At 69.7% G+C, this 25,393-nt stretch carries 27 protein-coding genes; 14 read left to right on the top strand and 13 right to left on the bottom strand.

Annotated elements, in window-relative coordinates; all coding sequences use genetic code 11:
* Positions 1 to 15 precede the first annotated feature (15 nt).
* The 3 genes from WAF18_RS09005 to WAF18_RS08995 are packed head-to-tail and all read left to right on the top strand — an operon-like array spanning position 16 to position 2,275.
* Complete coding sequence (locus WAF18_RS09005) at positions 16 to 1,008, top strand: iron ABC transporter permease (RefSeq protein WP_337244886.1); 993 nt, start codon at positions 16 to 18, stop codon at positions 1,006 to 1,008.
* A complete protein-coding gene (locus WAF18_RS09000) occupies positions 1,005 to 1,793 on the top strand; it encodes a heme ABC transporter ATP-binding protein (RefSeq protein WP_337244802.1) in 789 nt (262 codons plus the stop codon). Before WAF18_RS09005 ends, WAF18_RS09000 begins: the two co-directional genes overlap by 4 nt.
* Positions 1,790 to 2,275, top strand: coding sequence for a hypothetical protein (locus tag WAF18_RS08995; protein ID WP_337244801.1), 486 nt, complete (start codon positions 1,790 to 1,792; stop codon positions 2,273 to 2,275). Before WAF18_RS09000 ends, WAF18_RS08995 begins: the two co-directional genes overlap by 4 nt.
* 59 nt (positions 2,276 to 2,334) lie before the next feature.
* On the opposite strand, the gene WAF18_RS08990 is transcribed toward WAF18_RS08995, so the two are convergent.
* A complete protein-coding gene (locus WAF18_RS08990) occupies positions 2,335 to 3,489 on the bottom strand; it encodes a 5-(carboxyamino)imidazole ribonucleotide synthase (RefSeq protein WP_337244885.1) in 1,155 nt (384 codons plus the stop codon).
* A gap of 31 nt (positions 3,490 to 3,520) precedes the next feature.
* On the bottom strand, positions 3,521 to 3,985 hold the full coding sequence (purE, locus tag WAF18_RS08985; RefSeq protein WP_255492934.1) for a 5-(carboxyamino)imidazole ribonucleotide mutase: 465 nt from the start codon (positions 3,983 to 3,985) through the stop codon (positions 3,521 to 3,523).
* A gap of 520 nt (positions 3,986 to 4,505) precedes the next feature.
* On the opposite strand from purE, the gene WAF18_RS08980 reads away from it, so the two are divergent.
* The 3 genes from WAF18_RS08980 (at position 4,506) to WAF18_RS08970 (ending at position 6,217) form a co-directional block, all read left to right on the top strand.
* A complete protein-coding gene (locus tag WAF18_RS08980) occupies positions 4,506 to 4,787 on the top strand; it encodes a Trm112 family protein (protein ID WP_337244800.1) in 282 nt (93 codons plus the stop codon).
* A 102-nt stretch (positions 4,788 to 4,889) separates the two neighbouring features.
* On the top strand, positions 4,890 to 5,768 hold the full coding sequence (nadC, locus tag WAF18_RS08975) for a carboxylating nicotinate-nucleotide diphosphorylase (protein ID WP_337244799.1): 879 nt from the start codon (positions 4,890 to 4,892) through the stop codon (positions 5,766 to 5,768).
* A gap of 116 nt (positions 5,769 to 5,884) precedes the next feature.
* Positions 5,885 to 6,217 (top strand): DUF3301 domain-containing protein, encoded by a 333-nt coding sequence (locus WAF18_RS08970; protein ID WP_337244798.1) that lies wholly within the window; start codon positions 5,885 to 5,887, stop codon positions 6,215 to 6,217.
* Between the two features lie 448 nt (positions 6,218 to 6,665).
* Here the strand turns inward: WAF18_RS08970 and WAF18_RS08965 are convergent, their stop codons facing one another.
* From WAF18_RS08965 to WAF18_RS08940, 6 genes are all read right to left on the bottom strand, one after another.
* A complete protein-coding gene (locus WAF18_RS08965) occupies positions 6,666 to 7,190 on the bottom strand; it encodes a ClpXP protease specificity-enhancing factor (protein ID WP_337244797.1) in 525 nt (174 codons plus the stop codon).
* A 75-nt stretch (positions 7,191 to 7,265) separates the two neighbouring features.
* Positions 7,266 to 7,886 carry a glutathione S-transferase N-terminal domain-containing protein gene (locus WAF18_RS08960; RefSeq protein WP_183426782.1) on the bottom strand — a complete coding sequence of 207 codons (621 nt, stop codon included), beginning with the start codon at positions 7,884 to 7,886 and terminating at the stop codon, positions 7,266 to 7,268.
* Between the two features lie 178 nt (positions 7,887 to 8,064).
* Positions 8,065 to 8,808, bottom strand: a complete 744-nt coding sequence (locus WAF18_RS08955) for a cytochrome c1 (protein ID WP_183426781.1) — start codon at positions 8,806 to 8,808, stop codon at positions 8,065 to 8,067.
* Positions 8,801 to 10,060: a cytochrome bc complex cytochrome b subunit gene (locus WAF18_RS08950; protein ID WP_183426780.1), complete on the bottom strand. Its 1,260-nt coding sequence runs from the start codon at positions 10,058 to 10,060 to the stop codon at positions 8,801 to 8,803. Before WAF18_RS08950 ends, WAF18_RS08955 begins: the two co-directional genes overlap by 8 nt.
* Positions 10,060 to 10,698 (bottom strand): ubiquinol-cytochrome c reductase iron-sulfur subunit, encoded by a 639-nt coding sequence (gene petA / locus WAF18_RS08945; RefSeq protein WP_183426779.1) that lies wholly within the window; start codon positions 10,696 to 10,698, stop codon positions 10,060 to 10,062. The genes WAF18_RS08950 and petA overlap by 1 nt, the downstream gene beginning before the upstream one ends.
* A 146-nt stretch (positions 10,699 to 10,844) precedes the next feature.
* Positions 10,845 to 11,729: a lytic transglycosylase domain-containing protein gene (locus WAF18_RS08940; RefSeq protein ID WP_337244796.1), complete on the bottom strand. Its 885-nt coding sequence runs from the start codon at positions 11,727 to 11,729 to the stop codon at positions 10,845 to 10,847.
* A 167-nt stretch (positions 11,730 to 11,896) separates the two neighbouring features.
* Between WAF18_RS08940 and miaB the strand changes: the two genes are divergently transcribed.
* On the top strand, positions 11,897 to 13,339 hold the full coding sequence (miaB, locus tag WAF18_RS08935) for a tRNA (N6-isopentenyl adenosine(37)-C2)-methylthiotransferase MiaB (RefSeq protein WP_337244795.1): 1,443 nt from the start codon (positions 11,897 to 11,899) through the stop codon (positions 13,337 to 13,339).
* A 41-nt stretch (positions 13,340 to 13,380) separates the two neighbouring features.
* On the opposite strand, the gene WAF18_RS08930 is transcribed toward miaB, so the two are convergent.
* From WAF18_RS08930 to WAF18_RS08915, 4 genes are read right to left on the bottom strand one after another with little or no spacing between them, the layout of a single operon-like run.
* A complete protein-coding gene (locus tag WAF18_RS08930) occupies positions 13,381 to 14,478 on the bottom strand; it encodes an ABC transporter permease (RefSeq protein WP_337244794.1) in 1,098 nt (365 codons plus the stop codon).
* The gene (locus WAF18_RS08925; RefSeq protein WP_337244793.1) at positions 14,475 to 15,455 is read right to left on the bottom strand and encodes an ABC transporter ATP-binding protein; all 981 of its coding nucleotides are present in this window, start codon (positions 15,453 to 15,455) and stop codon (positions 14,475 to 14,477) included. The genes WAF18_RS08930 and WAF18_RS08925 overlap by 4 nt, the downstream gene beginning before the upstream one ends.
* A 2-nt stretch (positions 15,456 to 15,457) precedes the next feature.
* On the bottom strand, positions 15,458 to 16,405 hold the full coding sequence (locus WAF18_RS08920) for an HlyD family efflux transporter periplasmic adaptor subunit (RefSeq protein WP_337244792.1): 948 nt from the start codon (positions 16,403 to 16,405) through the stop codon (positions 15,458 to 15,460).
* Complete coding sequence (locus WAF18_RS08915) at positions 16,402 to 17,061, bottom strand: TetR/AcrR family transcriptional regulator (RefSeq protein ID WP_337244791.1); 660 nt, start codon at positions 17,059 to 17,061, stop codon at positions 16,402 to 16,404. The genes WAF18_RS08920 and WAF18_RS08915 overlap by 4 nt, the downstream gene beginning before the upstream one ends.
* 100 nt (positions 17,062 to 17,161) lie before the next feature.
* Here WAF18_RS08915 and WAF18_RS08910 point away from each other — a divergent pair, with 100 nt between their 5' ends.
* The 3 genes from WAF18_RS08910 to ybeY are packed head-to-tail and all read left to right on the top strand — an operon-like array spanning position 17,162 to position 19,244.
* A complete protein-coding gene (locus WAF18_RS08910) occupies positions 17,162 to 18,142 on the top strand; it encodes a PhoH family protein (RefSeq protein ID WP_337244790.1) in 981 nt (326 codons plus the stop codon).
* 3 nt (positions 18,143 to 18,145) lie between these two features.
* Entirely contained in the window at positions 18,146 to 18,718 is a 573-nt protein-coding gene (locus tag WAF18_RS08905; protein WP_337244789.1) for a hypothetical protein, read from the top strand.
* A gap of 40 nt (positions 18,719 to 18,758) precedes the next feature.
* A complete protein-coding gene (gene ybeY, locus WAF18_RS08900) occupies positions 18,759 to 19,244 on the top strand; it encodes an rRNA maturation RNase YbeY (RefSeq protein WP_183426771.1) in 486 nt (161 codons plus the stop codon).
* A 23-nt stretch (positions 19,245 to 19,267) separates the two neighbouring features.
* On the opposite strand, the gene WAF18_RS08895 is transcribed toward ybeY, so the two are convergent.
* On the bottom strand, positions 19,268 to 19,768 hold the full coding sequence (locus tag WAF18_RS08895) for a hypothetical protein (protein WP_337244788.1): 501 nt from the start codon (positions 19,766 to 19,768) through the stop codon (positions 19,268 to 19,270).
* Positions 19,769 to 19,983: 215 nt separating this feature from the next.
* Between WAF18_RS08895 and WAF18_RS08890 the strand changes: the two genes are divergently transcribed.
* The 4 genes from WAF18_RS08890 to WAF18_RS08875 all read left to right on the top strand — a co-directional run bounded on the left by WAF18_RS08890 (position 19,984) and on the right by WAF18_RS08875 (position 25,373).
* Entirely contained in the window at positions 19,984 to 20,850 is an 867-nt protein-coding gene (locus tag WAF18_RS08890) for a transporter associated domain-containing protein (protein WP_183426769.1), read from the top strand.
* Entirely contained in the window at positions 20,837 to 22,063 is a 1,227-nt protein-coding gene (locus WAF18_RS08885; RefSeq protein ID WP_337244787.1) for a DUF4105 domain-containing protein, read from the top strand. Before WAF18_RS08890 ends, WAF18_RS08885 begins: the two co-directional genes overlap by 14 nt.
* A 164-nt stretch (positions 22,064 to 22,227) precedes the next feature.
* The gene (locus WAF18_RS08880; RefSeq protein ID WP_337244786.1) at positions 22,228 to 24,261 is read left to right on the top strand and encodes a glycoside hydrolase family 97 protein; all 2,034 of its coding nucleotides are present in this window, start codon (positions 22,228 to 22,230) and stop codon (positions 24,259 to 24,261) included.
* A 98-nt stretch (positions 24,262 to 24,359) separates the two neighbouring features.
* The gene (locus WAF18_RS08875) at positions 24,360 to 25,373 is read left to right on the top strand and encodes a magnesium and cobalt transport protein CorA (RefSeq protein ID WP_337244785.1); all 1,014 of its coding nucleotides are present in this window, start codon (positions 24,360 to 24,362) and stop codon (positions 25,371 to 25,373) included.
* Positions 25,374 to 25,393 lie beyond the last annotated feature (20 nt).

The raw sequence follows: 25,393 nt of genomic DNA, 5'->3' as shown, positions 1-25,393 counted from the left end.
CTGTTGTTCGTCGGCATGCTCGCGCTGCTGGCGCTGGTGATCGTGCTGTCGTTCGGTGTCGGCCCGCTGCGGATCCCGCCGGGCGATGTGATGCACGTGATCGCCCACCAGTTGGGCCTGGCCGATGCCGGCACATTGACCCAACGCGACATCTCGGTGGTCTGGAACCTGCGCGTGCCGCGCGCATTGCTGGCGGTCATCGTCGGCGCCTCGCTGGCCATGGCCGGCGCCGGGCTGCAGGGCCTGTTCGGCAACCCGCTGGCTGACCCGGGCATCGTCGGCGTGACCCACGGCGCCGCGCTCGGCGCAGTCGCGGCAATCGTGCTCGGCGCCACCGTGTTCGGCGCGTGGACGATTCCGGTCGCGGCGTTCGCCGGGGGCGCGGTGACGACCACGCTGATCTATCTGCTCGCCCGTCCCGACCGCGGCGGCGGCACCGCGACGCTGCTGCTGGTGGGCATCGCGATCGCCGCGGGCTGCTCGGCGGCGATCGGGTTCTTCACCTACATCGCGCGCAGCGACGAGCTGCAGTCGCTGGTGTTCTGGCAGATGGGCTCGTTGGCAATGGCCGACTGGGCCGATCTGCTGGCCGCGATGCCGGCGTTCGCGATCGGTGCGATCGCGTTGACGCGCCTGGCGACGCCACTGGACATGCTCGCGCTGGGCGAACGCCAGGCCCAGCACATCGGCCTGGATGTGCGTCGCACGCGCGCGCTGCTGGTCGCGGTCTGCGCGCTGCTGGTCGGCTCGGCGGTCGCATTTGCCGGCGTGGTCGGCTTCGTCGGCCTGGTCGTGCCGCATTTCGTGCGCCTGCTCGCCGGCCCCGGCCATCGCTGGTTGCTGCCGTTGTCGGGCGCGACCGGCGGCCTGCTGGTGGTGCTGGCCGATACCGCCGCGCGCAGCCTCGATCCGCCGTCGGAAATTCCGCTGGGCCTGTTCTCCGCCGCGCTCGGCGCGCCGTTCTTCCTATGGCTGGTGCTGCGCGGCCGCAAGCGGGGCGGCGCGTGAGCACAGCCGATGCCCCCCGGGACGTGCTGGCGATCGAGCGTGCGAGCGTGCGCATCGACGGTCGCGCGATCCTCGACGACGTCGATCTGCGCTTCGCGCGCGGCACGCTGACCGCGCTCGTCGGACCCAATGGCGCCGGCAAGTCGACCCTGCTGGCCGTGGCCTCCGGCGACCTGGCTCCGGCAACGGGCCACGTCCGGCTCGCTGGCGCACCACTGCGCGACTGGAAGGCACGCGCGCTGGCACGCGAGCGCAGCGTGCTGCCGCAGGACCATGCGGTGCGCTTCGCCTTCAGCGTGCGCGAGGTCGTCGCGATGGGCCGGCTGCCGCACCCGCCCGCGCCGGCGCAGGACACGCGCATCGCCGAGGCGGCGATGGCCACCGCCGACATCGTCCACCTCGCCGGCCGTGACGTGCAGACACTCTCGGGCGGCGAAGCCTCGCGTACCGCATTCGCGCGCGTCCTCGCGCAGACCACGCCGGTGGTGTTCCTCGACGAGCCCACCGCCGCGCTCGACCTGCAGCATCAGGAGGCGGTGCTGCGGACCGCCCGTCAGTTGGCCGACGACGGCGCCTGCGTGATCGTCGTGCTGCACGACCTCAACCTCGCCGCCGGCCATGCCGACCGCATCGTCATGCTGCAGCACGGCCGCGTCGCCGCCGATGGCAGCCCGCGCGAGGTGCTGACCCGCGAGACCATCGAGCGGGTGTACCGGCAGCCGGTGCTGGTGCTCGAGCACCCGACCCGCGGCGTGCCGCTGGTGGTCAGCGACGATCCCAGATGAGCCGCGGCCTTGGGTCCTGGAAACGCACGTTGGCGGCCGCCGCGATCGCGCCGGTGTGGGCAGCTGCTTTCGCGATCGCCTACGTCCGGGTGTCCTTTCCGATCACCGACGCGATCCTTTCCGAGCTCAGCCGCGGCCAGCGGCTGGCACTCGGCGCCGCCATTGGACTTTCGCTCGGCTACGTCGCGATGTTGTTGATCGGGCTGCCGGCCCACGCGGCGCTGCGCAGGCTCGGGCGCAGCACGCTGTCGTCCTACGTGGTGGCGTGGTCCGTCATGGCGCTGGTGCTGTGGGCAGTCATCCACGTCGCCGGCTTCCTCGGCTACGGCTGGGACTACGCGATCGCCTACCTGTTCCAGACCCTCATCGAGCGACCGGTGGTGCCGCTGTCGCTCGGCCTGTGCTGGGCGCTGGTGGCCGCCAGCTTCTGGGCCGTGGCCCGACCGGACCGCAGCGCGCAGGCGCCGTCGTCGCGTGACTGACGGCGTGCGGCGCACCGGACGCGCCGCCTCATCGCCCTACGCACCCCAGAGCGCGGAGATCACGCGGCGGTGAGCGCGCCCAGCCGCGCGACGACCGGCGCGACCTGCGATTGCCGGCCCAAGGCCTCGCCCAGCGCCGTCAGGCGCTGGGCCAGCGTCTGCGCATCATCGGCGCGGACGGTCGCATGGCCGACCTTGCGACCCTCGCGCGGCTGCTTGCCGTAGTCGTGCCAGTGCACGCCGGGCACGGCCAGCGCGGCGGCGGCGGCGGGCATCGCGCCGAGCCAATTGAGCATGCACGACACGCCGCGCGGCGCGGTCTCGCCCAGCGGCAGGCCGAGCACGGCGCGCAGATGGTTCTCGAACTGCGAGGTCTCGGCGCCTTCAATCGTCCAGTGCCCGGAGTTGTGCACGCGCGGCGCGAGCTCGTTGGCGAGCAATTCGTCGCCGCGGCAGAACAGTTCCAGCGCGAACACGCCGACGTAATCCAGCCGTTCGGCGATCGCGCGCGCATGCGCGGTCGCGGTGCGCACCGTCCCCGCGTCGGCGACCGCCGGCGCCAGGCTGGTCGACAGCACGCCATCGACGTGGCGGTTCTCGGTCAGCGGCCAGGTGCGGAACGTGCCGTCGCGCCCGCGCACCGCGACCACGCTGAGCTCGCGCTCGAACGCGACGAAGCCCTCGAGGATCAGGCCGGTCGCCTGCGCCTGCGCACCGAGCGCATCCCAGGCGGCATCGATGTCGGCCGTCTCGCGGATCCGGAACTGGCCCTTGCCGTCGTAGCCCAGCCGCCGCGTCTTGAGGATGCAGGGCATGCCCAGGCGCGCGACCGCAGCGTCGAGGTCGGTGCGGGTGACGATATCGGCGAAATCAGGCACCGGAATGCCGAGTTCTCGGAACAGCGTCTTCTCGGCCAGCCGGTCCTGGCTCAGCGCCAACGCATCGGGATTGGGGAACACCGGCACATCGGCAGCGAGCCGCCGCGCGCCATCGGCAGGCACGTTCTCGAAATCGAACGTCGCCACGTCCACCCGCGCGGCCAGGTCGGCCAATGCTGCCGGATCGTCGTAGCCGCCCAGCAGCAGCGGTGCGCATTGGCCAGCGCAGGCGTCGGCGGCGCCGTCGAGCACGAGGAAATCCAGTCCCAACGGATGGCCCGCCAAGGCCAGCATGCGCGCCAGCTGGCCGCCACCCAGAATCCCGACCGTCGTCATGCCTGCGCGTGCTCCGTCGCTGCGACCGCGCTCATCGACGCGGATCGTCATTGGCGGCGACCTCTTCGGTCTGCCGCTGCCGGAACGCATCCAACGCGTGCGCGACCGCCGCGTCGTCGGCGGCCAGCATCGCCGCGGCGAACAGCGCAGCGTTGGCCGCGCCGGCATTGCCGATCGCGAACGTCGCGACCGGGACCCCGGCCGGCATCTGCACGATCGACAGCAATGAATCGAGCCCGTTGAAGGCCTTGGACTGCACCGGCACCCCGAGCACCGGGACCGCGGTCTTGGCGGCGAGCATGCCCGGCAGGTGCGCGGCACCGCCAGCGCCGGCAATGATCGCGCGCAGGCCGCGCGACCGCGCCGAGGCGGCGTAATCGAACAGCACATCCGGCGTGCGATGCGCGGAGACCACGCGGACTTCGTGCGCGACGCCGAGCTGCTCGAGCTTCTGCGCCGCGTGCTGCATCGTCTCCCAGTCCGAGCGCGACCCCATCACGATGCCCACGACCGGCGCCCTGCCGGTCACGGCCCGATCGCCTGACGCGGCGTTGGCGGACGTGCTGCTGTGGTCGTTGGCTGACATTGCGCGGGCTCCGGCCTCAAACGGGCATTTTAGAGGTTCTTCTCCCATGTGCGGGAATGGTTGTGCGGGAAATGGCCGGCCACTTCGGACGGGCAGCCGCCTGCCAGCCGGAAGCCGCTGTCCCTCGGTCGAGGCCGCGTCGCGATCCGACCACGCGAAGCACGCGTGACGTCCGCATGCCGCGCCTCAGACGCGCCGGCGCACACCGCTGTCCAAGAACCGGGGTCAGAGTGCAATTCCGCCTTGCGAAATTGCACTCTGACCCCGGTTTTTCGTTGAGGACATTGGCCAACTGGCTGGGGTCGCGACGGATTCGATGCCGGGAAGAAGGCGCCCGTTTGAAGAGCCTGTGCCTGGTGCTGGCCCCCGGCGTCCGGGATGCGAGGTGGTACGCTTCCGCGATTCCTAAAAACGCCCCGGACCCTGCCCCATGGACCGCAAGTTGCTCGACATCCTCGTCTGCCCCGCCAGCCGCCAGCCGCTGTCGCTGCTCGACCGCCCCGGCCTGGATGCGCTCAATGCCGCGATCGCCGCCGGCACGGTGCAGCGCGAGGACGGCACCGCGCAGAACCAGCCGCTGCGCGAGGCGCTGATCACCCATGACCGCAAGCGCGTCTACCGCGTCGACGACGGCATTCCGGTGCTGCTGGTCGAGGAAGGCGTCGCCACCGGACAGGTCGCCGACTTTCCAAAGGACGGCGCGCGCGCCTGATGATGCGGGCGCCTGCGGCGTGATCGGGCGCCCGGCCACCCCTGGCCGGCCACACACACCGAACACCCCGCGCCACGACCGGCCCGCCATCGGACGACACGCATGACCCAGCGCCCCACCCCGCCCCGCCTCGCCCCGCCAGACCCGGACGCAGTCGCCGCCAACGTCGCGGCGGCGTTGGCCGAGGATCTGGGCACGGGCGATGTGACCGCAGCCCTGCTGCCCGACCGCGCGGCCACCGCCAAGTTGCTGTGCAAGCAGGACGCGGTGATCTGCGGCCGGCCGTGGTTCGACGCCTGCCATCGCGCGCTCGACCCAGACGTGCGGATCGACTGGCACGTCGCCGAGGGCGACCGCGTCACCGCCGGCACCGTGCTCGCCACACTCGTCGGCCGCAGCCGCGCCCTGGTGTCCGCCGAGCGCACCTCGCTGAACTTCCTGCAGACCTTGAGCGCGACGGCCACCGCCACCGCGCAGCATGTCGCGGCACTGGCCGGCACGGGCACTCGCCTGCTCGACACCCGCAAGACGCTGCCGGGCCTGCGCCTGGCGCAGAAGTACGCAGTGCGCGTGGGCGGCGGCGAGAATCACCGCATCGGGCTCTACGACACGGTGATGCTCAAGGAGAACCACATCCGCGCCGCTGGCGGCATCGCCGCGGCGATCGCCGACGCGCATACCCGGGCCCCCGGTCTGCCGCTGGTGGTCGAGGTCGAAACGCTCGACGAATTGCGCGAGGCGCTCGCCGCCGGCTGCACGCGCATCCTGATCGACGACTTCGACGTGGCGATGCGACGCGAGGCCGTCGCCATCGCGCATGCCGCGCCGTTCGACGGCCGCATTCCGCTGGAGGTCTCGGGCAGCGTCGACCTCGACGCCCTGCGCGCGATCGCCGCCGACGGCGTGGACTATGTCTCGATCGGCGCCCTGACCAAGCACGTGCAGGCGATCGACCTGTCGCTCAAGCTCCAGGACGTCTGACCGCGACGGGTCCGACCTGTCGGGACCGGTGCCCGAACGCAGCCCCGCCCCGATTGCGTGGCGCACGTGCCCGCGCGTGACTTGCATGCGCCGCCGCGCGCCGCCACATTGCGCCCATGCCCGATTTCCCGACGATGATCTTCGCGATGCTAGCCGCATTCGCCGCGTTCTTGTGGTGGAGCGCGGCACGGGGCGCGGCCGAGCGCGCCGGCCAGCTCGGCCGGCAGGCCTGCGAGCGCGCTGGGGTGCAGTGGCTCGACCAGAGCGTGCACGCCTATGCGATGCGCCTGCGCCGCGACGACAGCGGGCGCCTGCGCGTGGAGCGCAGTTTCCGCTTCGAGTATTCCGAGGACGGCATCGAGCGCCATGTCGGCCAACTGGTGCTGCGCGGCGAGCGGCTGGTCGCGTTCAGTGGACCGACGCGCCGCGACGCCGCGGCGCTGCACTGAACGTAAGGTACTTCTCCAAAGTCAGGGAGACCTGCCTCCGTCCGCTCAAGGCGTCCCTCTTCGGAGCGCGCGTCGCGCTGGCCGGAGACTGCTCCCCGGCTCGGTCAGCCATCCATGGCGGACTCGCCGCCGCGGACCATCCCTGGTCCGCTATCGCAATCCCCGACCGGCACGACGCACTGAGGCCGAAAGTGGGCAACTTCGTCCAGCTGAATGGCTTTGCGTCTACCCGAAGTCGGGTTGCAAGCATTCAGAGCAGCGGATTGACGGACGGTGGCCGCGTCAAGCGCGCCAAGGATGGCGCGCGCCCGAGTCAAGGCAGGATGCCTTGACCGAGGGGAGAGTGGCTTCCGGCCGGCAAGCCGCGGCCCATCCGAAGCAGAACGTCCAGTCCCACACTTGGGAGAAGGACCGAATATAAGGGGCCAATCGAGCAGCGTGTCGCGTCTTACTTGATGACCCGCAGATGCCCGCGTCGCGGCTCGGGCGGGGTGTCGTCGTCCGGCGGACCGTCGGTGTCGTCATCGCGATCGGGCGCGCCGCCGTCCACCGACGCGAAGGTCGGCCGCGTCGGCGCCGGTGCGGGTGCGGGTGCATTCTCGACCTGCGCCTCGTCTGCGTCCTGCGCATCGCCGGACGCGACGATGTCCTCGGGCAGCGCCATGCCCTGCCCGGTCTCGCGGGCGTAGACCGCCAGCACCGCGGCGATCGGCACCACGACCGACTGGCTGACGCCGCCAAAGCGCGCGGAAAAACGCACGCTGTCGTTGTCCATCTCCAGCCGTGCCACTGCACGGTCGGCGATGTTGAGCACGACCCGCCCATCCTGCACGGCATGCGCCGGCACGCGCACGCCGGCGCGGCGCGCATCGACCAGGATATGGGGAGTCATGCCGTTGTCGGCGATCCACTCGTACAGCGCACGCAGCAGGTACGGGCGGTGGCTGGTCATCGCAGGCGCTTGGTCCGTCATGCGCAACAGTCTAACGGCTCGTGACGGCAGCGGGCAGCGATGCGGCGCCGGCACGCGGCCGGTGTCGCAGCGCACTCACTCGGGCAGCGGGCGCAGCGCGCGTTCCTGCGGGGTCAGGCTGCGGACGAAACCGGGGCTGCGGAAGATACGGTTGCCGTAGTCCTCGATCGCCTTGACGCCATCCTTGGGCAGCGGGATTTCCAGCGCCTGCAGACGCCAGACGATCGGCGCCATCGCGCAGTCGGCCAGGCTCATTTCGGGATTGAGGAAGAACTTGCTGGCCTTGAACAGCGGGACCGAGGCGGTCAGCAGTTCCTTGAGCCGCTTGCGGCCGGCTTCGGCCTGGGCCTTGTTGCCCATCTGGATGGCCTGCACCTGCGGCACCCAGTCGTGCTCGATGCGCAGCATGGCCAGGCGCAGCCGCGCGCGCGACAGCGGATCGACCGGCATCAGCGGCGGATGCGGATAGCGCTCGTCGAGGTACTCGCTGACCACGCTGGCCGCGTAGAGCACCAGCTCGCGCTCGACCAGGGTCGGCACCGAGTGGTAGGGATTGAGGTCGATCAGGTCCTCGGACGGGTTGCGCGGGTCGACCACGACCATGTCGTAGGTGACGCCCTTGGCCGCGAGCACCAGCCGCGCCCGATGGCACAGCACATCATCGACCGAGGAAAACAGTGTCAACACGTTTCGCATGGATGCACCCGTGGCCTTTCTCGGCCTGTCCGTAAGACTGGCTCCGCCAGCCCTCGCGATGCCGCCTGCACCTCGCAGACGATTGTCGCGGTGCCCGAGTCTCGCATTTCCCTGAGCCGCCCGGCAATGGCACCGGGCCGATGCCGGGCCGGGTGGGACGCACCCGGCCCGCAAGGCGTCAGTGGACGTCGCGCCAGTATTCCTTCTTCAGCAACCAGGCCATGAAGGTCAGCAGCACCAGGAACAGCAGCACCCAGACGCCCATCTGCTGGCGCTTGAGGGCCGCCGGCTCGCCGACGTACTCCAGGAACGCAGTGATGTCGCGGACCGTCTGGTCGAACTGCTGCGCGTCCTGGGTGCCCGGGGTGGCGATCTCCAGGTGTTCGACCACCGGATCGGCGCCTTCGGCCGCCTCGCCGTAGATCGGGCGCTGCAGGCCCTGCATCTCCCACAGCGGGTTGGGCATCGACGCGTTGGGGAACAGCGCGTTGTTCCAGCCCAGCGGGCGGGTCTCGTCGAGATAGAACGACTTGAGGTAGGTAAAGATCCAGTCGGCGCCGCGTACGCGGGCAATCAGGCTCAGGTCCGGCGGGGTCTGGCCGAACCACTTGGCCGCGTGCTCGGCCGGCATCGACGACATGATGTGCTCGCCGAACGCCGCGCCGGTGAGGTTGAGGTTGTTCATCACCTCGTCCTCGGTCAACCCCAGGTCCTGGGCCATGCGCGAGTAGCGCATGAACTTGAGCGAGTGGCAGCCCGCGCAGTAGTTCATGTAGGCCTGTGCGCCGCGTTGCAGCGAGGCGCGGTCGCCCAGATCCGTGCCGGCATGCTGGACCGGGCCGCCAGCCGCGGCCAGCGCGCCGAACGACAGCAGCAGGCCGGCCGCCGCGACGGCGATGCGGGCAATGAGTCGGTTAGTCATGCATCGTCACCCGATCGGGCACGGCCTTGGTCCTGTCGAGCTTGGTCCACAGGGGCATCGTGATGAAGAAAGCGAAGTAGAGGAAGGTCAGCACGCGACCGACGATGGTCTCGACCGGATCGGTACCCGGGCCGGCACCGATCTTGCCCAGCCAGACGAAGCACACGGCCAACAGCAGCAGCATGATCTTGGTCAGCGGACCACGGTAGCGGTGCGACTTGACCTTGCACCGGTCCAGCCACGGGATCAGGAACAGCACCGCGATCGCGGAGAACATCACGATCACACCACTGAGCTTGTGCGGCACCACGCGCAACATCGCGTAGTAGGGCGTGTAGTACCACACCGGCTTGATGTGCTCGGGCGTGACCAGGTGATTGGCCGCGGTGAAGTTGTCGTGCTCGAGGAACCAGCCGCCGAACGCCGGGGCGAAGAAGATGATGAACGCCGCGATGATCAGGAAGAAGCAGACGTAGAAGCCATCCTTGACCGAGTAGTACGGGTGGAACGGGATGCCGTCGGCCGGTGCGGACTTCGACCAACGGTTGCCCTTGGGGCCCTTCTTGATCTCGACACCGTCGGGGTTGTTGGACCCCACCTCGTGCAGCGCGCCCAGGTGCAGGACGACCAGCAGCAGCAGCACCAGCGGCAATGCGATCACGTGCAGCGCGAAGAAGCGGTTGAGGGTGGCGTCGCTGGGCAGGTAGTCGCCCATGATCCATTCGGTCAGGCCGTTGCCGATGACCGGGATCGCGCCGAACAGCGAGATGATCACCTTCGCGCCCCAGAACGACATCTGGCCCCACGGCAGCACGTAGCCCAGGAACGCCTCGGCCATCAGTACCAGGTAGATCAGCATCCCCAGGATCCACACCAGTTCGCGCGGCTTCTGGTAGGAGCCGTACATCAGGCCGCGGAACATGTGGATGTAGACGACGATGAAGAACAGCGAGGCGCCGGTGCTGTGCATGTAGCGGATCAGCCAGCCCCACTCCACGTCGCGCATGATGTATTCGACCGAGGCGAAGGCTTCCGCCGCGCTCGGCTTGTAGTGCATCGTCAGGAAGATGCCGGTCAGGATCTGGTTGACCAGCACGACCAGCGACAGCACGCCGAAGATGTACCAGATGTTGAAGTTCTTCGGCGCGTAGTACTCGGTCATGTGCTTGCGGTACATCGGCATCAAAGCCGGTGCACGCTCGTTGACCCAGTTGAAGACGCCGTTGGCGCCGCGGACGAGGACGTTGGCCATCACGCGGCTCCCTTCGGATCGACGCCGATGACGAGGGTGTTGTCGTCGGCGTAGTAGTGCGGCGGCACCAGGAGGTTGGTCGGCGCGGGCACGCCGTCATAGACGCGGCCGGCCATGTCGAACTTCGACTTGTGGCAGGGGCAGAAGTAGCCGCCCTTCCAGTCGGCGTCGAACGGCGCCGGCCGGATCTCGGCGACCATCTCCGGCGAGCAGCCCAGGTGCGTGCACAGACCGACGAGCACCGAGATGTCGGGCTTGATCGAGCGCAGTTCCGGGTTCGCCTCGCGCACATACGCCGGCTGCTGGTCGACGTTGCTGGACTCGGGGTCCTTGAGCCTGTCGTCGAGCGTGGGCAGTGCGTCGAGGATCGCCTTGGAGCGCTTGACGATCCAGATCGGCTGACCGCGCCACTCGGCGATCAGACGCTGACCTTCCTCGAGCGCGCTGATGTCGACAGTCACCGGCGCGCCGGCGAGCTGCGCACGTGCGCTGGGATTCCAGGACTTGATGAAGGGAATGGCCGTGATGCCCGCCCCCACCGCGCCCACGACCAGGGTGCTCGCGGTCAGAAACCGGCGCCGCCCCACATTGACTGGCTCATCCCCGCCGCCAGGTCCGATCACCGCTTCGTCGACCATCGGTACTCCGCAAAACTTCGGTAGCTACTGTGCGCTGGCTGCCACGGACCAACCCCGTTCCGCGGGCGGCCGCATCGATGTGTGCCAGTGTAGCTGAACCCTGAATCGAGCGACAATTGGGTCGAAATGTCGCACCTGCACCACGCTCAGCGGCTGGCGACCTGGCCGCGATAGCGCTCGGCCAGGGTCCCCACGCGCTGCACATAGCGCTGGGTCTCGCTGTAGGGCGGCACGCCCTTGTGGCGATCGACCGCGCCCTCGCCGGCGTTGTAGCCGGCCGCGGCCAGGGTCAGGTCGCCGTCGAAGCGTCGCAGCAGCCAGGCCAGGTACGCCACGCCCCCGCGGATGTTCTGCTCCGGGTCGAAGGCATTGACCACGCCAAAGCGCCGCGCGGTCGCTGGCATGAGTTGCATCAGCCCCTGCGCGCCGGCGCGCGAGAGCGCATTGGGATTGAACGCCGACTCGGCATGCATGATCGCGCGCACGATCGCCTCCTCGACGCCGAACTCACTGGCCGCACGCGCAACCTCATCGCGATACGCCTCGCGGTTGAGCCGGACGGTGCCGAAGTTGACCCCCGGCGCCGCGCCGCAGGCGTAGCAGGTCTCGAAGAAGCTGTAGCGGATGGTGCGCACCGCGGCGACCTGCGCGCCCCCGGCCGGGCGCGTGCTGCTGTAGTGGCGCACACCGTCGCGGACATAGGAGTACACCTGGCCCTGCTGCAGCCGGCGCTGCCCGCCGCTGCGGGCCGGGGTCGCCGTGGCCGGTGCCGGGCTGGCCTCGGCGGCCGGCTTCGGCGTCCCGCCCATGAAGGTCGCCGGCGCGCCGCGATCCACGCCGGCAGGCGCCGTCGCAGGCGCGGCCTGGGGCTTGGCCGCGGCAGTCCGGCGCGGCGCCGGCGGCGCCGTGGCGACCGCGCGACAGCTCGCGCCCGAGACCCGCTTGCTGACGTACTGGGGAATGCCGTCGCCGCTGTCGCAGCGATACAGCGTACTGCCGGAGACCGGACAGGCCGCCAGCAAACCGAGCATCGCAATGAGTCCCCATCCCCGTTTCACGCGGCGGAGTGTCGCGTCTTCGGGCGGCGTTGCCAAGTGCTTGATTGTGAACGGGCGGCCCGGCTGCGCGGCGCGCCCGGTACACTCTGCGCCCCACCCGCCATCCGGCCCGGACTCAGCGCCGTCGCCCCGGACACGCCATGACCCAGCCCGCTCCCCAGGCGCCCGCCGCGCCGACCCTCGATCTTCCCGTCCTGACCGCCGACGGCGTGCCTGCGCCCAGCCCGGCGCTGCCCGCACGCGGCAAGCTCTACATCCAGACCCACGGGTGCCAGATGAACGAGTACGACTCGGCCAAGATGGCCGACGTGCTCGCTGCCGCCGAAGGCCTGGAGCTCACCGACGATGTCGAGGAAGCCGACGTCGTGCTGGTCAATACCTGCTCGATCCGCGAGAAGGCGCAGGAGAAGGTATTCAGCCAGCTCGGCCGCTGGAAGGCCCTCAAGCAAGGGGGCAAGCCGGTGTTGATCGGCGTCGGCGGCTGCGTCGCGTCCCAGGAGGGCGAAGCGATCGTCAAGCGCGCGCCGTATGTGGACCTGGTGTTCGGCCCGCAGACGCTGCACCGCCTGCCCGAGCTGATCCGCGCCAAGCGTGCGACCGGCCAGCCGCAGGTGGACATCAGCTTTCCGGAGATCGAGAAGTTCGACCGTCTGCCCGAGCCGCGCGCCGAGGGCCCGAGCGCATTCGTCTCGATCATGGAGGGCTGCTCGAAGTACTGCTCGTTCTGCGTGGTGCCCTACACCCGCGGCGAAGAGGTCAGCCGACCGTTCGAGGACGTGCTGGTCGAGGTCGTGCGGCTGGCCGGCCAGGGCGTGCGCGAGATCAACCTGCTCGGGCAGAACGTCAACGCCTACCGCGGGCCGATGGGCGGCGACGAGGTGGCTGACCTGGGCCTGCTGATCCGCACGATCGCGCAGATCGACGGCATCGAGCGCATCCGCTTCACGACCTCGCATCCGCTGGAGTTCTCCGACTCGCTGATCGAGGCCTACCGCGACGTGCCGCAGCTGGCCAACTACCTGCACCTGCCGGTGCAGGCCGGCAGCGATCGCATCCTCTCGGCGATGAAGCGCGGCTACACGGCGCTGGAGTTCAAGCAGAAGATCCGGAAACTTCGCGCCGTGCGCCCGGACATCTCGATCTCCTCGGACTTCATCGTCGGCTTCCCGGGCGAGACAGAGGCCGACTTTGAGAAGACGATGAAGCTGATCGAGGACGTGGGCTTCGACCAGTCGTTCTCCTTCATCTACTCGCGCCGCCCGGGCACCCCGGCCGCCGACCTCGAGGACACGGTGACCCAGGCCGAGAAGCACGCCCGGCTCAGCCGCCTGCAGGCGCACATCAACGCCTACGCCGCCGGGATCTCGCAGCGGATGGTCGGCAGCGTGCAGCGGGTGCTGGTCGAAGGCCCCTCGCGCAAGGATCCCAACGAGCTGACCGGCAAGACCGAGAACATGCGCTCGGTGAACTTCCCCGCCCCGGCCCGCCTGATCGGGCAATTCGTCGATGTCGAGATCACCGCCGCGCTCAGCAACTCGCTGCGCGGCCGGGTGCGCCTGGACGAGGACGCCGAGGCCGCGTAGTACGGCCTGCCGCCGCGGCCTTCTCGCGCCGCGGCGTCGCGTCAATCGAGACGTTTTCGGAACCGCGCGATCGCCAGCGCCATCGTGACCGCAGTGAACGCGCCCAGCGCCAGGATCGACGTCCACAGCTCCCAGATGCTGGCGCCGCGCAGCATGATGCCGCGTACCAGGCGCAGGAACTGGGTCATCGGCAACGCCTCGGCGCCCCACTGCACCACGTCCGGCATGCCGGCGAACGGGAACATGAAGCCCGAGATCAGGATTGAGGGCAGGAACACCAGCATCGCGACCTGGATCGCCTGGAACTGGGTGCGCGCATGCGTGGAGATCAGCAGCCCCATCGCGAGGTTCGCGAAGATCAGCAGCAGCGAGGCCAGGTAGACGTCGAGCAGGCTGCCGCGCAGCGGTACGTCGAAGAACCAGAACCCCAGCACCAGGATCAGCGTGGTCTGGATCAGGCCGATCGCCGCATACGGCAGCACCTTGCCGACCATCAGCTCGCCGCGCGCCAGCGGGGTGGCGATCAACAGCTCCATGTTGCCGCGCTCGCGTTCGCGCACGATCGCCATCGCGGTGAACATCGTCATGGTCATCGTGAGAATGATGCCGATCAGCCCGGGCACGATGCTCACCGCCGAGCGCCGCTCGGGATTGTAGAAACTCACGACCTCGATCTGCGGCGCCGCGCGCGCGGCCCGATGTCCACCGGGGTCTTCGAGCGGCAGTTGCGCGATCTGGTTCGCAGCCGCCTGCACGACAGTGTCGGTGCCGTCGACCATCACCTGCATCGCCGGCCGGCCGTCGAGCACGCGGCGCTCGAAATCCGGCGGGATCGTGATCCCGACGCTGATCTCGCCCCGGCGCAGCATCTCCACCAGTTGCTGCGGACTGTCGACGACCGCGACAGTGTCGACGACGCCAGTCGCCTGCAGATCCATCACCGCCGCGCGCGAGGTCGCGGTCACCGCCTGGTCGGCGATCGCCGCATCGAGCCCGCGCGGGTTGTAGTTGATCGCGTAGCCGAACAGCAACAGGTCGACGACCGGAATCATCACGATCATCACCAGACTGATCCGATCACGGCGGATCTGCCGCAGCTCCTTGATCACCACGGCCCAGAGCCGGCGCAGCGGGTTCATGCGGCGCCTTCCGCATCGTCGCGACGGGTCGCGGCGACGAACACGTCCTCGAGGTTGGGTGTCGCCGGCCGGACCTCGGCCTCGAGTCCGGCGCCGCGCAGCGCCTCGGCCAGCCCGCCGTCCCCATCCGCGCCGTCCCGTGCGAGCACACGCAGGCTGTTGCCGATCTGGGCAACGCTGAGCACGTTGGGCAGACGGGCGAGGACCTGCTGCGCCCGCCGCGGCTGCGCGGCGTGCACCTCGACACTGCGGCCCGAGAGTTCGTCCGCCAATGCGCCCGGCGCACCGTCGGCGACCAGCACGCCGCGGTCGAGGATCGCGATGCGATGGCAGCGCTCGGCCTCGTCCATGTAGTGGGTCGAGACCAGCAGCGTGGTGCCGCTGTCGGCCAGCTCGAAGAGCTTGTCCCAGAAGTCGCGACGCGACTCGGGATCGACCGCGCTGGTCGGCTCGTCGAGGAACAGCAGTTCCGGCCGGTGGATCACCGCGCCGGCCAGTGCCAGCCGCTGCTTCTGGCCGCCACTCATCGTGCCGGCGAGTTGGCCCTGGCGATCGGCGAAATGGTAAAGCTCGACCAGCTCATCGACCCGGGCACGCGCCTGCGCACGCGGCAGGCCGTAGACCGCCGCGAGGAACTCCAGGTTCTCGCGCACCGTCAGGTCCTCGAACAGCGAGAACTTCTGGGTCATGTAGCCGATACGCAGGCGCAGCACGTCGGCCTGGTCGGGAATGCGCAGGCCGAGTACCTCGATGTCGCCCTCGCTGGGCGTCAATAGGCCGCAGAGCATGCGGATCGTGGTCGACTTGCCCGAGCCGTTCGGCCCGAGGAAGCCGTAGACGCTGGCGCGCGGGACGGTCAGATCGACATGGTCGACCGCGACCAGTTCGCCGAAGCGCTTGACCAAGCCACGGGCGTGGACCGCGGCATCGCTGGCTGCCGCGGATGGCATCGTGCCGATCGAAGGTCCATCGCCCATCGTCAGAACTCCACCCGCAGCGGCAGGCCCGCCGGCAGGTCGCCGGCCTCTTCGAGCTCGACCTCGGCCAGATAGCTCAGGCGCGCGGCGTCCTTGCCGCTGAGCGCGTAGTACGGCGTGAACGTCGGCTCGCTGCGCACCATGCGCACGCGTCCGGCGTAGACGCGCTCCCCTGCCGCGCCGACGCGCACGGTGGCGCGATCGCCGACCTGCACACCGGGCCGCAGCGGCTCGGGCACGTAGACCCGCGCATAGGGCTGCTCGCCGACCAGCAGCACCGCCAGCGGTGCGCCGACCGGGGCCTCGTCGCCGAGCCGGTAGGGCAGGCTGTCCACCCGCGCCGCGCGTGGCGCGACGACATCCAGCCGCCCGGTGCTGACCGACTGCGTCCGTGCCTGGGCCTGCGCGGCCTCGAGCGCAGCCTGGGCCTGCGCGATCTGCTCGGGGCGGGCGCCGTTCTGCAGCTCGGCCAACGCGGCCTGGGCGCCGGCGACCTGCGCCTGGGCATTGCCGGCGGCCGCGCGCGCGCGATCGACATCGGCCGCCGAGACCAGTTGCCGGCCGCCCAGCGGCTGCAACCGCTCGTAATAGGCGCGCGCATCGCGCGCCTGCGCCTGTGCGGCGGCGAGATTGGCCCGCGCCTGATCGATGTCCTCGCGGCGTGCGCCGTTGCGCAATTCCTCCAGCGCCTCACGCTGGCGCGCGACCTCCGCTTCGGCGGCTGCGAGCTGGGCATCGCCGCGGGTCCGCTCCAGGGTCAGGATGCGCTCGCCGGCCTCCACGCGCTGACCTTCGCGCACCGCGATCTCGGCGATGCGCTCGGCAGCGGGGGCCGGCAGCGTGATGCGGTCGTATTCCAGGGTACCGAGCGCATGCGGCGGCTCGCGGCTGCAACCGGCGAGCAGCACGGCCGCGAGCGCGAGACCGGCGAGCGGGAGGAGACGGGTCATGCGGGCAGCTCCAGGCCGCGATCGAGCAAGGCGAGCGCGTGCAGGCGGATGTCGTCGATGCCAAGCTCGTCGCTGGCGAACAATTGCCGCCAGATCGGGGTGCCGGCGGCCGGGAACAGCGTCAGTCCGACCAGCGAGACCATCAGCAGCCGAGGATCCAGCGCGGGATTGAGCCGGCCGGCCTGCTGCTCCTGGGCGAAGCGCGCGGCCATGAACGCACTGATCTCCGGCGCCAGCCGGGTGACCAGCAGATCGCGCAGGTCGCCGCCTTCGCTGACCACCTCGCGGATCCACAGCGCCGGCATCCACGGGTGCCGTGCGACCAGTGCGCACAGCAGGTCGACGAATGCGACCAGCACCGTGCGCAGCGACGCGTCCGCCATGCCCAGAAGGGTTTCGCGGACCTCGTCGAACACCGGCATCAGCCGTTCGGCGATCACCGCATCGCGCAGGCCGGCAGCGTCGCGGAAGTAGTAATGCAGCAGCGCCGGGGTCACCCCGGCCTCGGTGGCGATGTCGCGCAGCGAGGTCGCCGCGATGCCGCGGCGCACGTAGCAGGCGAGCGCGGCATCGAGCGCGCTGCCGCGCCGGTCGGTGTCGCCAGCGGGCGGTCGCCCTGGCGTGCGGGCGGGATCGGGGGTGCGGGATCGGGCCATGCGCCTGATATTAATTGATCGATCAATTAATGTCCGAATGCGCGCTGAACCCTGGGCCGCGACGCCGCCCTGCATGGCGATGCGCTACCCTGCGCGCCCTATGCAGACCAGCCCCCAGACCGACTTCGTCCTCGAACCGGACGACACCGAGCGCCTCGCCAACCTCGCCGGCCCCTTTGACGGCCACCTGCGCCAGATCGAACTGCGCCTGGGCGTGGAGATCGCCAATCGCGGCCATGTGTTCCGCATCACCGGTCGCGACCGCGATGTGGTGGCCCGCGCTGAAGCCTTCGTACGCGCGCTCTACGACGAGACCGAAACCGAGACGCTCGACAGCCAGGCCGTGGCGATGCGGCTGTCGGAGGCCAACGTGGCGCGCGACGACGATGTCGTGCCGCAGGAAGTGGCGGTCCGGGTCAAGCGCGGCACGGTCCGCGGGCGCGGCGCCAACCAGGTCCGCTACCTGCACCGCATCGCCACCCACGACATCAACTTCGGCATCGGTCCGGCGGGCACCGGCAAGACCTTCCTCGCGGTGGCGATGGCGGTCGAGGCGCTCAACGAATCGAAGGTCCAACGGCTGGTGCTGGTCCGTCCGGCGGTCGAGGCCGGCGAAAAGCTGGGCTTTCTGCCCGGCGATCTGAGCCAGAAGGTCGACCCGTACCTGCGCCCACTCTACGACGCGCTGTACGAGATGCTCGGCGTGGAGAAGGTCGCCAAGTTGCTGGAACGCAACGTCATCGAGATCGCGCCGCTGGCCTACATGCGCGGACGCACGCTCAATGATGCATTCGTGATCCTCGACGAGGCGCAGAACACCACGATCGAGCAGATGAAGATGTTCCTGACCCGCCTGGGCTTCGGCTCGACGGCCGTGGTCACGGGCGACCTGACCCAGATCGACCTGCCCAAGCACGTGAAGTCCGGCCTGCGCGACGCGCTGGACGTGCTGCGCGAGGTCGAGGGCGTGAGCTTCACGTTCTTCGAAGCACGCGATGTCGTGCGCCATCCGCTGGTCGCGCGCATCGTTGGCGCCTACGAACGCCGCGATGCCAGCGACGCGGCGACCGGACCGGCCTGAGCGATGGCGCTGCGCCGCATCGGTGCGTTCGCCCTGGCGCTGGCCCTGCCCACTGCGGCCGCGGCGCAGACGTCTCCGACATCGCAGCGGATCGCCACCGCGGCCGCGATCGCCGCGCCCTGCCTGTCGATCGAGGCTGGATCGGTCATGGTGAGCCTGCCGCTGACCGACCTCGAGCGCGCGGTCGCGGCCCGGCCGCAGCCCCCGCAGAGAGAAAACGACCGCGCGGCCGACCACGACGCGCCGCTGTGGCGCGACGAGTCCGAACGCCTGGCCCTGATCCGCGGCAATCGCGCGGCCCAGCTGCTGGCCTCGCCCCGGCTGCCTGGACATGACCGATACGGCTGCCTGCGGGCGGCGCTGGAGGACGTACCGGGCGACGCGCGCTATCTGATCGGCGCGATGCTCGAGCGCGGCGACGCCGCGATGTGGCGCTCCGGCGAGGCGGGCCTGCGCGATGCGGTCTTGGTCACGCGGACCAATCCCCGCCGGGGTGATGGCCCCATGGGCGCCGTGCTCTATCGGCTGGACGAGGGCGAACGCCCGTTCCTGATGCTAGTCGAGTGGATCGCCTGACCGCCTGCCCCTGATTTTTCCTGTTTGCATGAGACCCGCCATGACCCAGGCCGCGCCCCATCTCGACATCGCCGTCGGCTATGCGCTGCCGCGCAAGGGCATTCCCTCGGCGGCCAGCTTCCGCCGCTGGGCGAGTGCCGCGCTCGATGGCCGGATCCGCGAAGCGGACCTGGCGATCCGCCTGGTCGACGAGGACGAGGGCCGTGCACTCAACCGCCACTACCGCGGCAAGGACTACGCGACCAACGTGCTGAGCTTCCCGGCCGAGCTGCCCGAAGGGCTGCCCGAGGGCGTCCGCCTGCCCTTGCTGGGCGACCTGGTGATCTGCGCGCCGGTGGTCGCGCGCGAGGCTGCCGAACAGCACAAGCGCCTGGGCGACCACTACGCCCACCTGACCGTGCACGGCGTGCTGCACCTGCTGGGCTGGGACCACGAGAACGACAAGGACGCCGAGGCGATGGAGCAGCTCGAGCGCGAAGTCCTCGCCTCGCTCGGCATCGACGACCCTTACCGGTTACCCGGCTAAGCCGCCGGCGCTTGCCCAGGCGCTCAGAGGCAATCGACCAGCCCGTCGAAGATCGACCGCGCACCCGGCAGTACCGCATTAAGCGCGTCCCCGCCGGCCACCGCGTCGAGCATCGCCGGCAGCGTGGTGCCGGCCGCCAGCGGTGTTCGGCAGTGCCAGACCTTCGGCTGCACGATGATCCGGCCGGTGCGCGCCACCAGGAACTCCTCGCTGGCCGCGAAACTCCACACGCACATGCCGATCCGCCCATCGTCCCGGTGCACCGAGCATTCGAAGCGCAAGGGCTGGAGGTTGGTGTACTCGCCCTCGCAGAAGGTGTCGCCGCAGATCTGGTCGAACTGCCGGGGCAACTGGTAGGTCATCGCGTACCAGGCCTCGACGCGCGCATCGTCGCCGCGGGCATAGGTCGCGGCGTCGACGTAGGGCCCGTCCAGACGCGCGTCGGCGCTGGCCAGGCCAGGCAGCGCGAGCACGGCGGCCAGCCCCAGGGCGGCCAGGCGGGATGGGCGGATCGCAATCGACATATCGGTACTCCTGAATGAATGTGTGGCCAGCATCGCCGTCAGCCGCGTACCGCCGCGATCGGGCATCGCCGCGGCGCGGCTTCGGAATTCTCCGCGCCGGGCCCCGGAGTTCCGCCCGTGACGGCCGCCTGGACATCGGCGGCGGCGGACGCGCTAGACTTTCGCCGCACGTCCCACCATCGCCCCTCCCCCCTGGGGCGGCCCATACCAACGCAATGTCAGAAGACGACAGTAGTCAAACCGCCACCGAGCCCCACGAAAAGCGCCGTAGCTGGCTGGACCGGATCAGCTCGGCGATCTCCGGCGAACCCACCAACCGCGAGGACCTGGTCGAGCTGCTGCGTGACACCCACGCCGATGGCTTGATCGACGCCGACACCCTGCGCATGTTCGAAGGCGCGCTGGGCATCTCCAGCAAGACGGTCGGCGATGTGATGGTGCCGCGTGCGCAGATGGTCGCGCTGCCGGCCGATGCCAAGTTCCTGGACCTGATGAAGCAGGTGGTCGAGTCCGGCCACTCGCGCTTCCCGGTGCATGGCGACGACAAGGACGAGGTGCTCGGCATCCTGCTCGCCAAGGACCTGCTGCGCGGCGTGGTCGCCGACAACGGCCCCGGCTCGATCCACGAGCTGCTGCGTCCGGCGGTGCTGATCCCCGAATCCAAGAAGCTCAATGTGCTGCTGCGCGAGTTCCGACTCTCGCGCAACCACATGGCGATCGTCATCGACGAGTACGGCGGCGTCGCCGGGCTGGTGACGATCGAGGACGTGCTCGAGGAAATCGTCGGCGAGATCGACGACGAGCACGACGACGCCGAAGATCCGAACGCACTGATCGCCGCCCAGGCCGATGGCCAGTTCGCGGTCAGCGCGCTGACCCCGATCGCGGACTTCAACGAGCGCTTCGGCGCCGATTTCGACGACGACGAATACGACACCATCGGCGGGGTGATCATCGGCGCGATCGGCCATCTGCCCGAGGTCGGCGAGGAGCTGGCACTGGGCCGGTTCGCCTTCCGCGTCACCGATGCCGACTCGCGCCGGCTGCATGCGCTGCACGTCAGCGTGCATGCCCAGGACTGAGACACCGCGCGCGACCGTTTCGCGCGCCTGGCGCCACGCGTTCGCGCTGCTGCTGGCCCTGCTCGCCTGGCCCGCATGGGCCCAGGTCGCAAGCGACGCCCCACGGGTCGGGGTGGCGACGATGCAGCCGGGCGAAGTGTTCTTCGAACGCTTCGGCCACAACGCGATCGTGATCGACGACCCGGCAGCGCCGGAGCCGGTGTCCTACAACTTCGGCTTCTTCGACCCGTCGGAACCCGATTTCGTCGCCCGCTTCGTGCGCGGCGACATGCGCTACCAGCTCGCCGCGCTGCCGCTGACCGACGACCTGGCCTACTACCGCGAGGTCGGGCGTGGGGTGTCGATCCAGTGGCTGGACCTCGACCCGGCGCAGGCCCGGCATCTGGCGACGGCCCTGGCCTGGAATGCGCGCCCCGAGAACGCGCATTACCGCTACGACTACTTCACCGACAACTGCTCCACGCGCGTGCGCGACGCGCTCGACGACGCGCTTGGCGGATTGCTGCACCGGCAGTTGCAGGGCCGCTCACGCGGCAACACCTATCGCGGCGATGCGGTGCGCCTGGCGTCCCCGGCGCTGTGGATGTGGCTGGGCTTCGACATCGGCCTGGGCCCGGCCGCCGATCGGCCGAATGCGCTGTGGCAGGACATGTTCGTGCCGATGCGGCTGGCCGAAGCGCTGCGCGGCATCCACCATGCCGACGGCCGGCCGCTGGTCGCCGAGGAAGTCGAGGTGCTGCCGCACCGCCAGCCGGCCGAGCCGCCGGAGCGCGCGCGCCAGTGGTGGCCGTGGTTGCTGGCCGGCCTCGTGCTGGGGGCCGCCGCCCTCGCGCTCGGACGCCGCGCGCCGCGTGCCCTGGCCGCCACTGCGCTCGGCTTCTGGACACTGTGCGCGCTGCTCGGTGCGGTGATGCTGTTCCTGTGGCTGGGCACCGAGCATGTGTTCGGCTGGCGCAACCACAACCTGCTGCTGTTCAACCCGCTGTGCCTGTTGCTGCTGCCCGGCGGCTGGCGGCTCGCGCGCGGCCACGCACCTGGCCGGGTGTTCGCGATCGTGCTGCCGACGGTTGCCACTCTCGGCATCGTCGCGCTGTTCCTGCACTGGCTGCCCGTGCTGCCGCAGCGCAATGCGGCCTGGCTGTCGCTGGTGCTGCCGGTGCATATCGCCCTGCTGGCGGCACTGCGTCCGAAGCAGCCGGCCGCTCTCGCCTAGGCACGCCGCACCGGTGATGGACGGCCGCGGGTTGCGGCCGCGCGCGCTGCTTGCATTGCAGACACCGCGCGTGACGCCTGCATACGTATGCGGCCACGGCGCCTCGGACCTGCGTGACAGAATCGGGACGACCGCACGCGAATGCGCTTGGGAGGGCGCCGCACATGTCGAACCGGTTCACGCTCTGTCTCGCCCTGCTGCTGCCGCTCTCGGCCCTCGCGAATCCGCCGGCCGGATCGGCCGCCCGCATCACCTCGCCAGACGCGACGATCGCCGTCGAGGTCACGACCGACAACGAGGGCCGCGCCAGCTACCGCGTCAGCCGGGCCGGACGGCCGGTGATCGCCGATTCGCGTCTGGGCATGCTGTTCGCCGACGCACCGAAGTTCGAACGCAACCTCGCCATCGTCGACCAGCGCACACGCCGCCACGACGAGGCCTGGGAGCTGCCGTGGGGCGAGCGCCGGCACATGCGCGACCACCATAACGAACTTCGCGTCACCTTCGCCGAGACCAGCGGCGCCAAGCGCCGTTTCGACGTGGTGTTCCGCGTGTTCGACGATGGCGTCGGGTTCCGCTACGACTTTCCCGACCAGCCGGGACTGCGCCGCCTGGCGATCAGCGAAGAGCTGACCGAATTCGTCGTCGCCGATGCGGCAACGGCCTGGTGGATTCCGGCTTTCGAGTGGAACCGCGAGGAGTACCTCTACCATCGCACACCGATCGAGCAAGTCGGCGACGCGCAGACGCCGATCACGCTGCGCACCGATGACGGCCTGCATCTGTCGATCCACGAAGCGGCGCTGGTCGACTATTCGGGCATGAACCTGACCCGCGTCGACGGCCGCAAACTCAAAGCAGCACTGACGCCGGGCATCGGCGAGGCCAAGGTCGAAGTCGCCGCGCCGTTCGCGACGCCGTGGCGCACGATCCAGATCGCCGATCGCGCCGGTGGCCTGGTCGAGTCGGGCCTGATCCTCAACCTCAACGCGCCCAACGCACTCGGCGACGTCTCTTGGATCCGGCCGATGAAGTACGTCGGCATCTGGTGGGAGATGCACCTCGACCGCAAGACCTGGGCCTCGGGCTCCAAGCACGGCGCGACCACCGCCCACGCCAAGCGCCACATCGACTTCGCCGCGGCCAACGGCCTGGGCGGCGTGCTGGTTGAAGGCTGGAACGTCGGTTGGGATGGCGAGTGGTTCGGCAACGGGGAGACCTTCAGCTTCACCCGCCCCTACCCCGACTTCGATCTCGACGAGGTCACCCGCTATGCGCGCGAGAAGGGCGTAATGCTGATCGGCCATCACGAGACCTCGGGCAATGCCGCCCATTACGAACAGCAGCTCGACGACGCGTTCGACCTGTACGCGCGCCTGGGCGTGCACGCGGTCAAGACCGGCTATGTCGCCGACGCTGGCCAGGCCAAGGTGCGCGATGCCCAAGGCCGGCTGCGCTACGCCTGGCACGAAGGCCAGGCGATGGTGCGCCACCACCAGCACGTGGTCGATGCGGCCGCGAAGCGCCACATCGCGGTCAATCCGCACGAGCCGGTCAAGGACACCGGGCTGCGCCGGACGTATCCCAACCTGATCACCCGCGAAGGCGCACGCGGCATGGAGTTCAACGCCTGGGGCAATCCGGGCAACCCGCCCGAGCACGAGGCCACGCTGGTGTACACCCGCCTGCTGGCCGGGCCGATGGACTTCACGCCTGGCGTGTTCGGCATGGATACCAAGTCGGGCGAGCCGATGGCCAGCACGCTGGCCAAACAGTTGGCGCTGTACGTGGTGATCTATAGCCCGCTGCAGATGGCGGCCGATCTGCTCGAGCACTACGAGGCGCGTCCCGAGGCCTTCCAGTTCATCCGCGACGTCCCGGTCGACTGGGAGGACACCCGTGCGGTGGCCGGCGACGTCGGCGAGTACGCGGTGATCGCCCGCCGCGCGCGCGGCGGCGACGACTGGTACCTGGGCGCGGTGACCGACGACAGCGCGCGCACGATCGAGGTGCCCCTGGACTTCCTCGCTCCTGGCCGCCGCTACACCGCGCAGATCTATCGCGACGGCGACAACGCCGGCTGGCGCGACGACCCCCACGACATCGTCATCGAGTCGCGCGAGATCGGCGCCGGCGACACGCTGTCGGTTCGCCTGGCCCCGGCCGGCGGGCAGGCGGTGCGGTTCGTCGCCCTCTAAAGCCAAACCCCAAAAAGCAAAACCGGGGTCAGAGTGCATTTTTCTCACCATGCGGCGAGAAATTGCACTCTGACCCCGGTTTCGCGGAGGATGCGCCGATGAGCGATTCTCCCGTGACGTCCGGCGCCACGCCGCCCAATCCGCCGAGTGTGGTGAACTGCGCGGTCTACGGGCCTGGCGGCAAGCGCGAGGTGGCGTTGGCCGATGTCGGCGAGGCGCTGGTCGACGATCCGGCGTGTTTTGCCTGGATCGGCCTCTACGAACCCGACCAGAGCGTGCTGGCGCAGTTGCAGGCCGAGTTCGACCTGCACGATCTGGCGATCGAGGATGCGGGCAAGGCGCACCAGCGGCCCAAGATCGAGGCCTATGGCGATTCGCTGTTCATCGTCGCCAACACCGCGCAGGCGGTCGACGAGCGCATCGCCTACGGCGAGACCCATCTGTTTCTCGGTCCCCGCTATCTGGTGAGTGTGCGCCACGGCGCCTCGCTGTCGTACGCACCGGCGCGTCGCCGCCTGGAGCGCGAACCGGCATTGCTGGCGATGGGGCCGTCCGCGGCGCTGTACGCGGTGCTCGATGCGATCGTCGACAACTATCTGCCGGTGGTCGAAGAGTTCCGCACCACGCTCGATGCGCTCGAACGCCACATCGTCAGTGCGCAGTTCCACCGCCGCATCCTGATCCGGCTCTACGAACTCAAGCGCGAACTGACCTGGATGCGGGTCGCGGCCACGCCGCTACAGGACGTGCTCTCGCAACTGATGCGCAACACCGGCCCGCTGGTGCCGTCCGACATGAAGCCCTACATCCGCGACGTACTCGACCATTCGGCCCGCATCAACGAGACCGTCGATGCGCTGCGCGACATGCTCGGCACCGCGCTTGCGGTCAACCAGGCGCTGGTCACGCTGACCCAGGGCGAGATCGTCAAGAAGCTTGGCGCCTGGGCCGCGCTGCTCGCCGCCCCGACACTGATCACCAGCTGGTACGGCATGAACTTCCACAACATGCCCGAACTCGACGAACGCTATGCCTACCCGCTGCTGATCGGCGGCACGGCCATGGTCATGGGCCTGCTGTACCGCATGTTCAAGCGTGCACACTGGCTGTAGCGCCAGCCCTTTTTCATCGC

Origin of the sequence: Luteimonas sp. gir (assembly GCF_037198055.1) — a bacterium.
Classification (GTDB): domain Bacteria; phylum Pseudomonadota; class Gammaproteobacteria; order Xanthomonadales; family Xanthomonadaceae; genus Luteimonas; species Luteimonas citri_A.
This window is presented reverse-complemented; position numbering and strand designations above follow the sequence as displayed.

Bases quoted from the DNA above. Each gene is read 5' to 3' on its own strand.
- WAF18_RS09005 (WP_337244886.1), top strand. From the start codon at position 16: ATGCTCGCGCTGCTGGCGCTGGTGATCGTGCTGTCGTTCGGTGTCGGC.
- WAF18_RS08995 (WP_337244801.1), top strand. From the start codon at position 1,790: ATGAGCCGCGGCCTTGGGTCCTGGAAACGCACGTTGGCGGCCGCCGCG.
- WAF18_RS08990 (WP_337244885.1), bottom strand. From the start codon at position 3,489: ATGACGACGGTCGGGATTCTGGGTGGCGGCCAGCTGGCGCGCATGCTG.
- purE (WP_255492934.1), bottom strand. From the start codon at position 3,985: ATGGGGTCGCGCTCGGACTGGGAGACGATGCAGCACGCGGCGCAGAAG.
- WAF18_RS08980 (WP_337244800.1), top strand. From the start codon at position 4,506: ATGGACCGCAAGTTGCTCGACATCCTCGTCTGCCCCGCCAGCCGCCAG.
- nadC (WP_337244799.1), top strand. From the start codon at position 4,890: ATGACCCAGCGCCCCACCCCGCCCCGCCTCGCCCCGCCAGACCCGGAC.
- WAF18_RS08970 (WP_337244798.1), top strand. From the start codon at position 5,885: ATGCCCGATTTCCCGACGATGATCTTCGCGATGCTAGCCGCATTCGCC.
- WAF18_RS08965 (WP_337244797.1), bottom strand. From the start codon at position 7,190: ATGACGGACCAAGCGCCTGCGATGACCAGCCACCGCCCGTACCTGCTG.
- WAF18_RS08960 (WP_183426782.1), bottom strand. From the start codon at position 7,886: ATGCGAAACGTGTTGACACTGTTTTCCTCGGTCGATGATGTGCTGTGC.
- WAF18_RS08955 (WP_183426781.1), bottom strand. From the start codon at position 8,808: ATGACTAACCGACTCATTGCCCGCATCGCCGTCGCGGCGGCCGGCCTG.
- WAF18_RS08950 (WP_183426780.1), bottom strand. From the start codon at position 10,060: ATGGCCAACGTCCTCGTCCGCGGCGCCAACGGCGTCTTCAACTGGGTC.
- petA (WP_183426779.1), bottom strand. From the start codon at position 10,698: ATGGTCGACGAAGCGGTGATCGGACCTGGCGGCGGGGATGAGCCAGTC.
- WAF18_RS08940 (WP_337244796.1), bottom strand. From the start codon at position 11,729: ATGCTCGGTTTGCTGGCGGCCTGTCCGGTCTCCGGCAGTACGCTGTAT.
- miaB (WP_337244795.1), top strand. From the start codon at position 11,897: ATGACCCAGCCCGCTCCCCAGGCGCCCGCCGCGCCGACCCTCGATCTT.
- WAF18_RS08930 (WP_337244794.1), bottom strand. From the start codon at position 14,478: ATGAACCCGCTGCGCCGGCTCTGGGCCGTGGTGATCAAGGAGCTGCGG.
- WAF18_RS08925 (WP_337244793.1), bottom strand. From the start codon at position 15,455: ATGGGCGATGGACCTTCGATCGGCACGATGCCATCCGCGGCAGCCAGC.
- WAF18_RS08920 (WP_337244792.1), bottom strand. From the start codon at position 16,405: ATGACCCGTCTCCTCCCGCTCGCCGGTCTCGCGCTCGCGGCCGTGCTG.
- WAF18_RS08915 (WP_337244791.1), bottom strand. From the start codon at position 17,061: ATGGCCCGATCCCGCACCCCCGATCCCGCCCGCACGCCAGGGCGACCG.
- WAF18_RS08910 (WP_337244790.1), top strand. From the start codon at position 17,162: ATGCAGACCAGCCCCCAGACCGACTTCGTCCTCGAACCGGACGACACC.
- WAF18_RS08905 (WP_337244789.1), top strand. From the start codon at position 18,146: ATGGCGCTGCGCCGCATCGGTGCGTTCGCCCTGGCGCTGGCCCTGCCC.
- ybeY (WP_183426771.1), top strand. From the start codon at position 18,759: ATGACCCAGGCCGCGCCCCATCTCGACATCGCCGTCGGCTATGCGCTG.
- WAF18_RS08895 (WP_337244788.1), bottom strand. From the start codon at position 19,768: ATGTCGATTGCGATCCGCCCATCCCGCCTGGCCGCCCTGGGGCTGGCC.
- WAF18_RS08890 (WP_183426769.1), top strand. From the start codon at position 19,984: ATGTCAGAAGACGACAGTAGTCAAACCGCCACCGAGCCCCACGAAAAG.
- WAF18_RS08885 (WP_337244787.1), top strand. From the start codon at position 20,837: ATGCCCAGGACTGAGACACCGCGCGCGACCGTTTCGCGCGCCTGGCGC.
- WAF18_RS08880 (WP_337244786.1), top strand. From the start codon at position 22,228: ATGTCGAACCGGTTCACGCTCTGTCTCGCCCTGCTGCTGCCGCTCTCG.
- WAF18_RS08875 (WP_337244785.1), top strand. From the start codon at position 24,360: ATGAGCGATTCTCCCGTGACGTCCGGCGCCACGCCGCCCAATCCGCCG.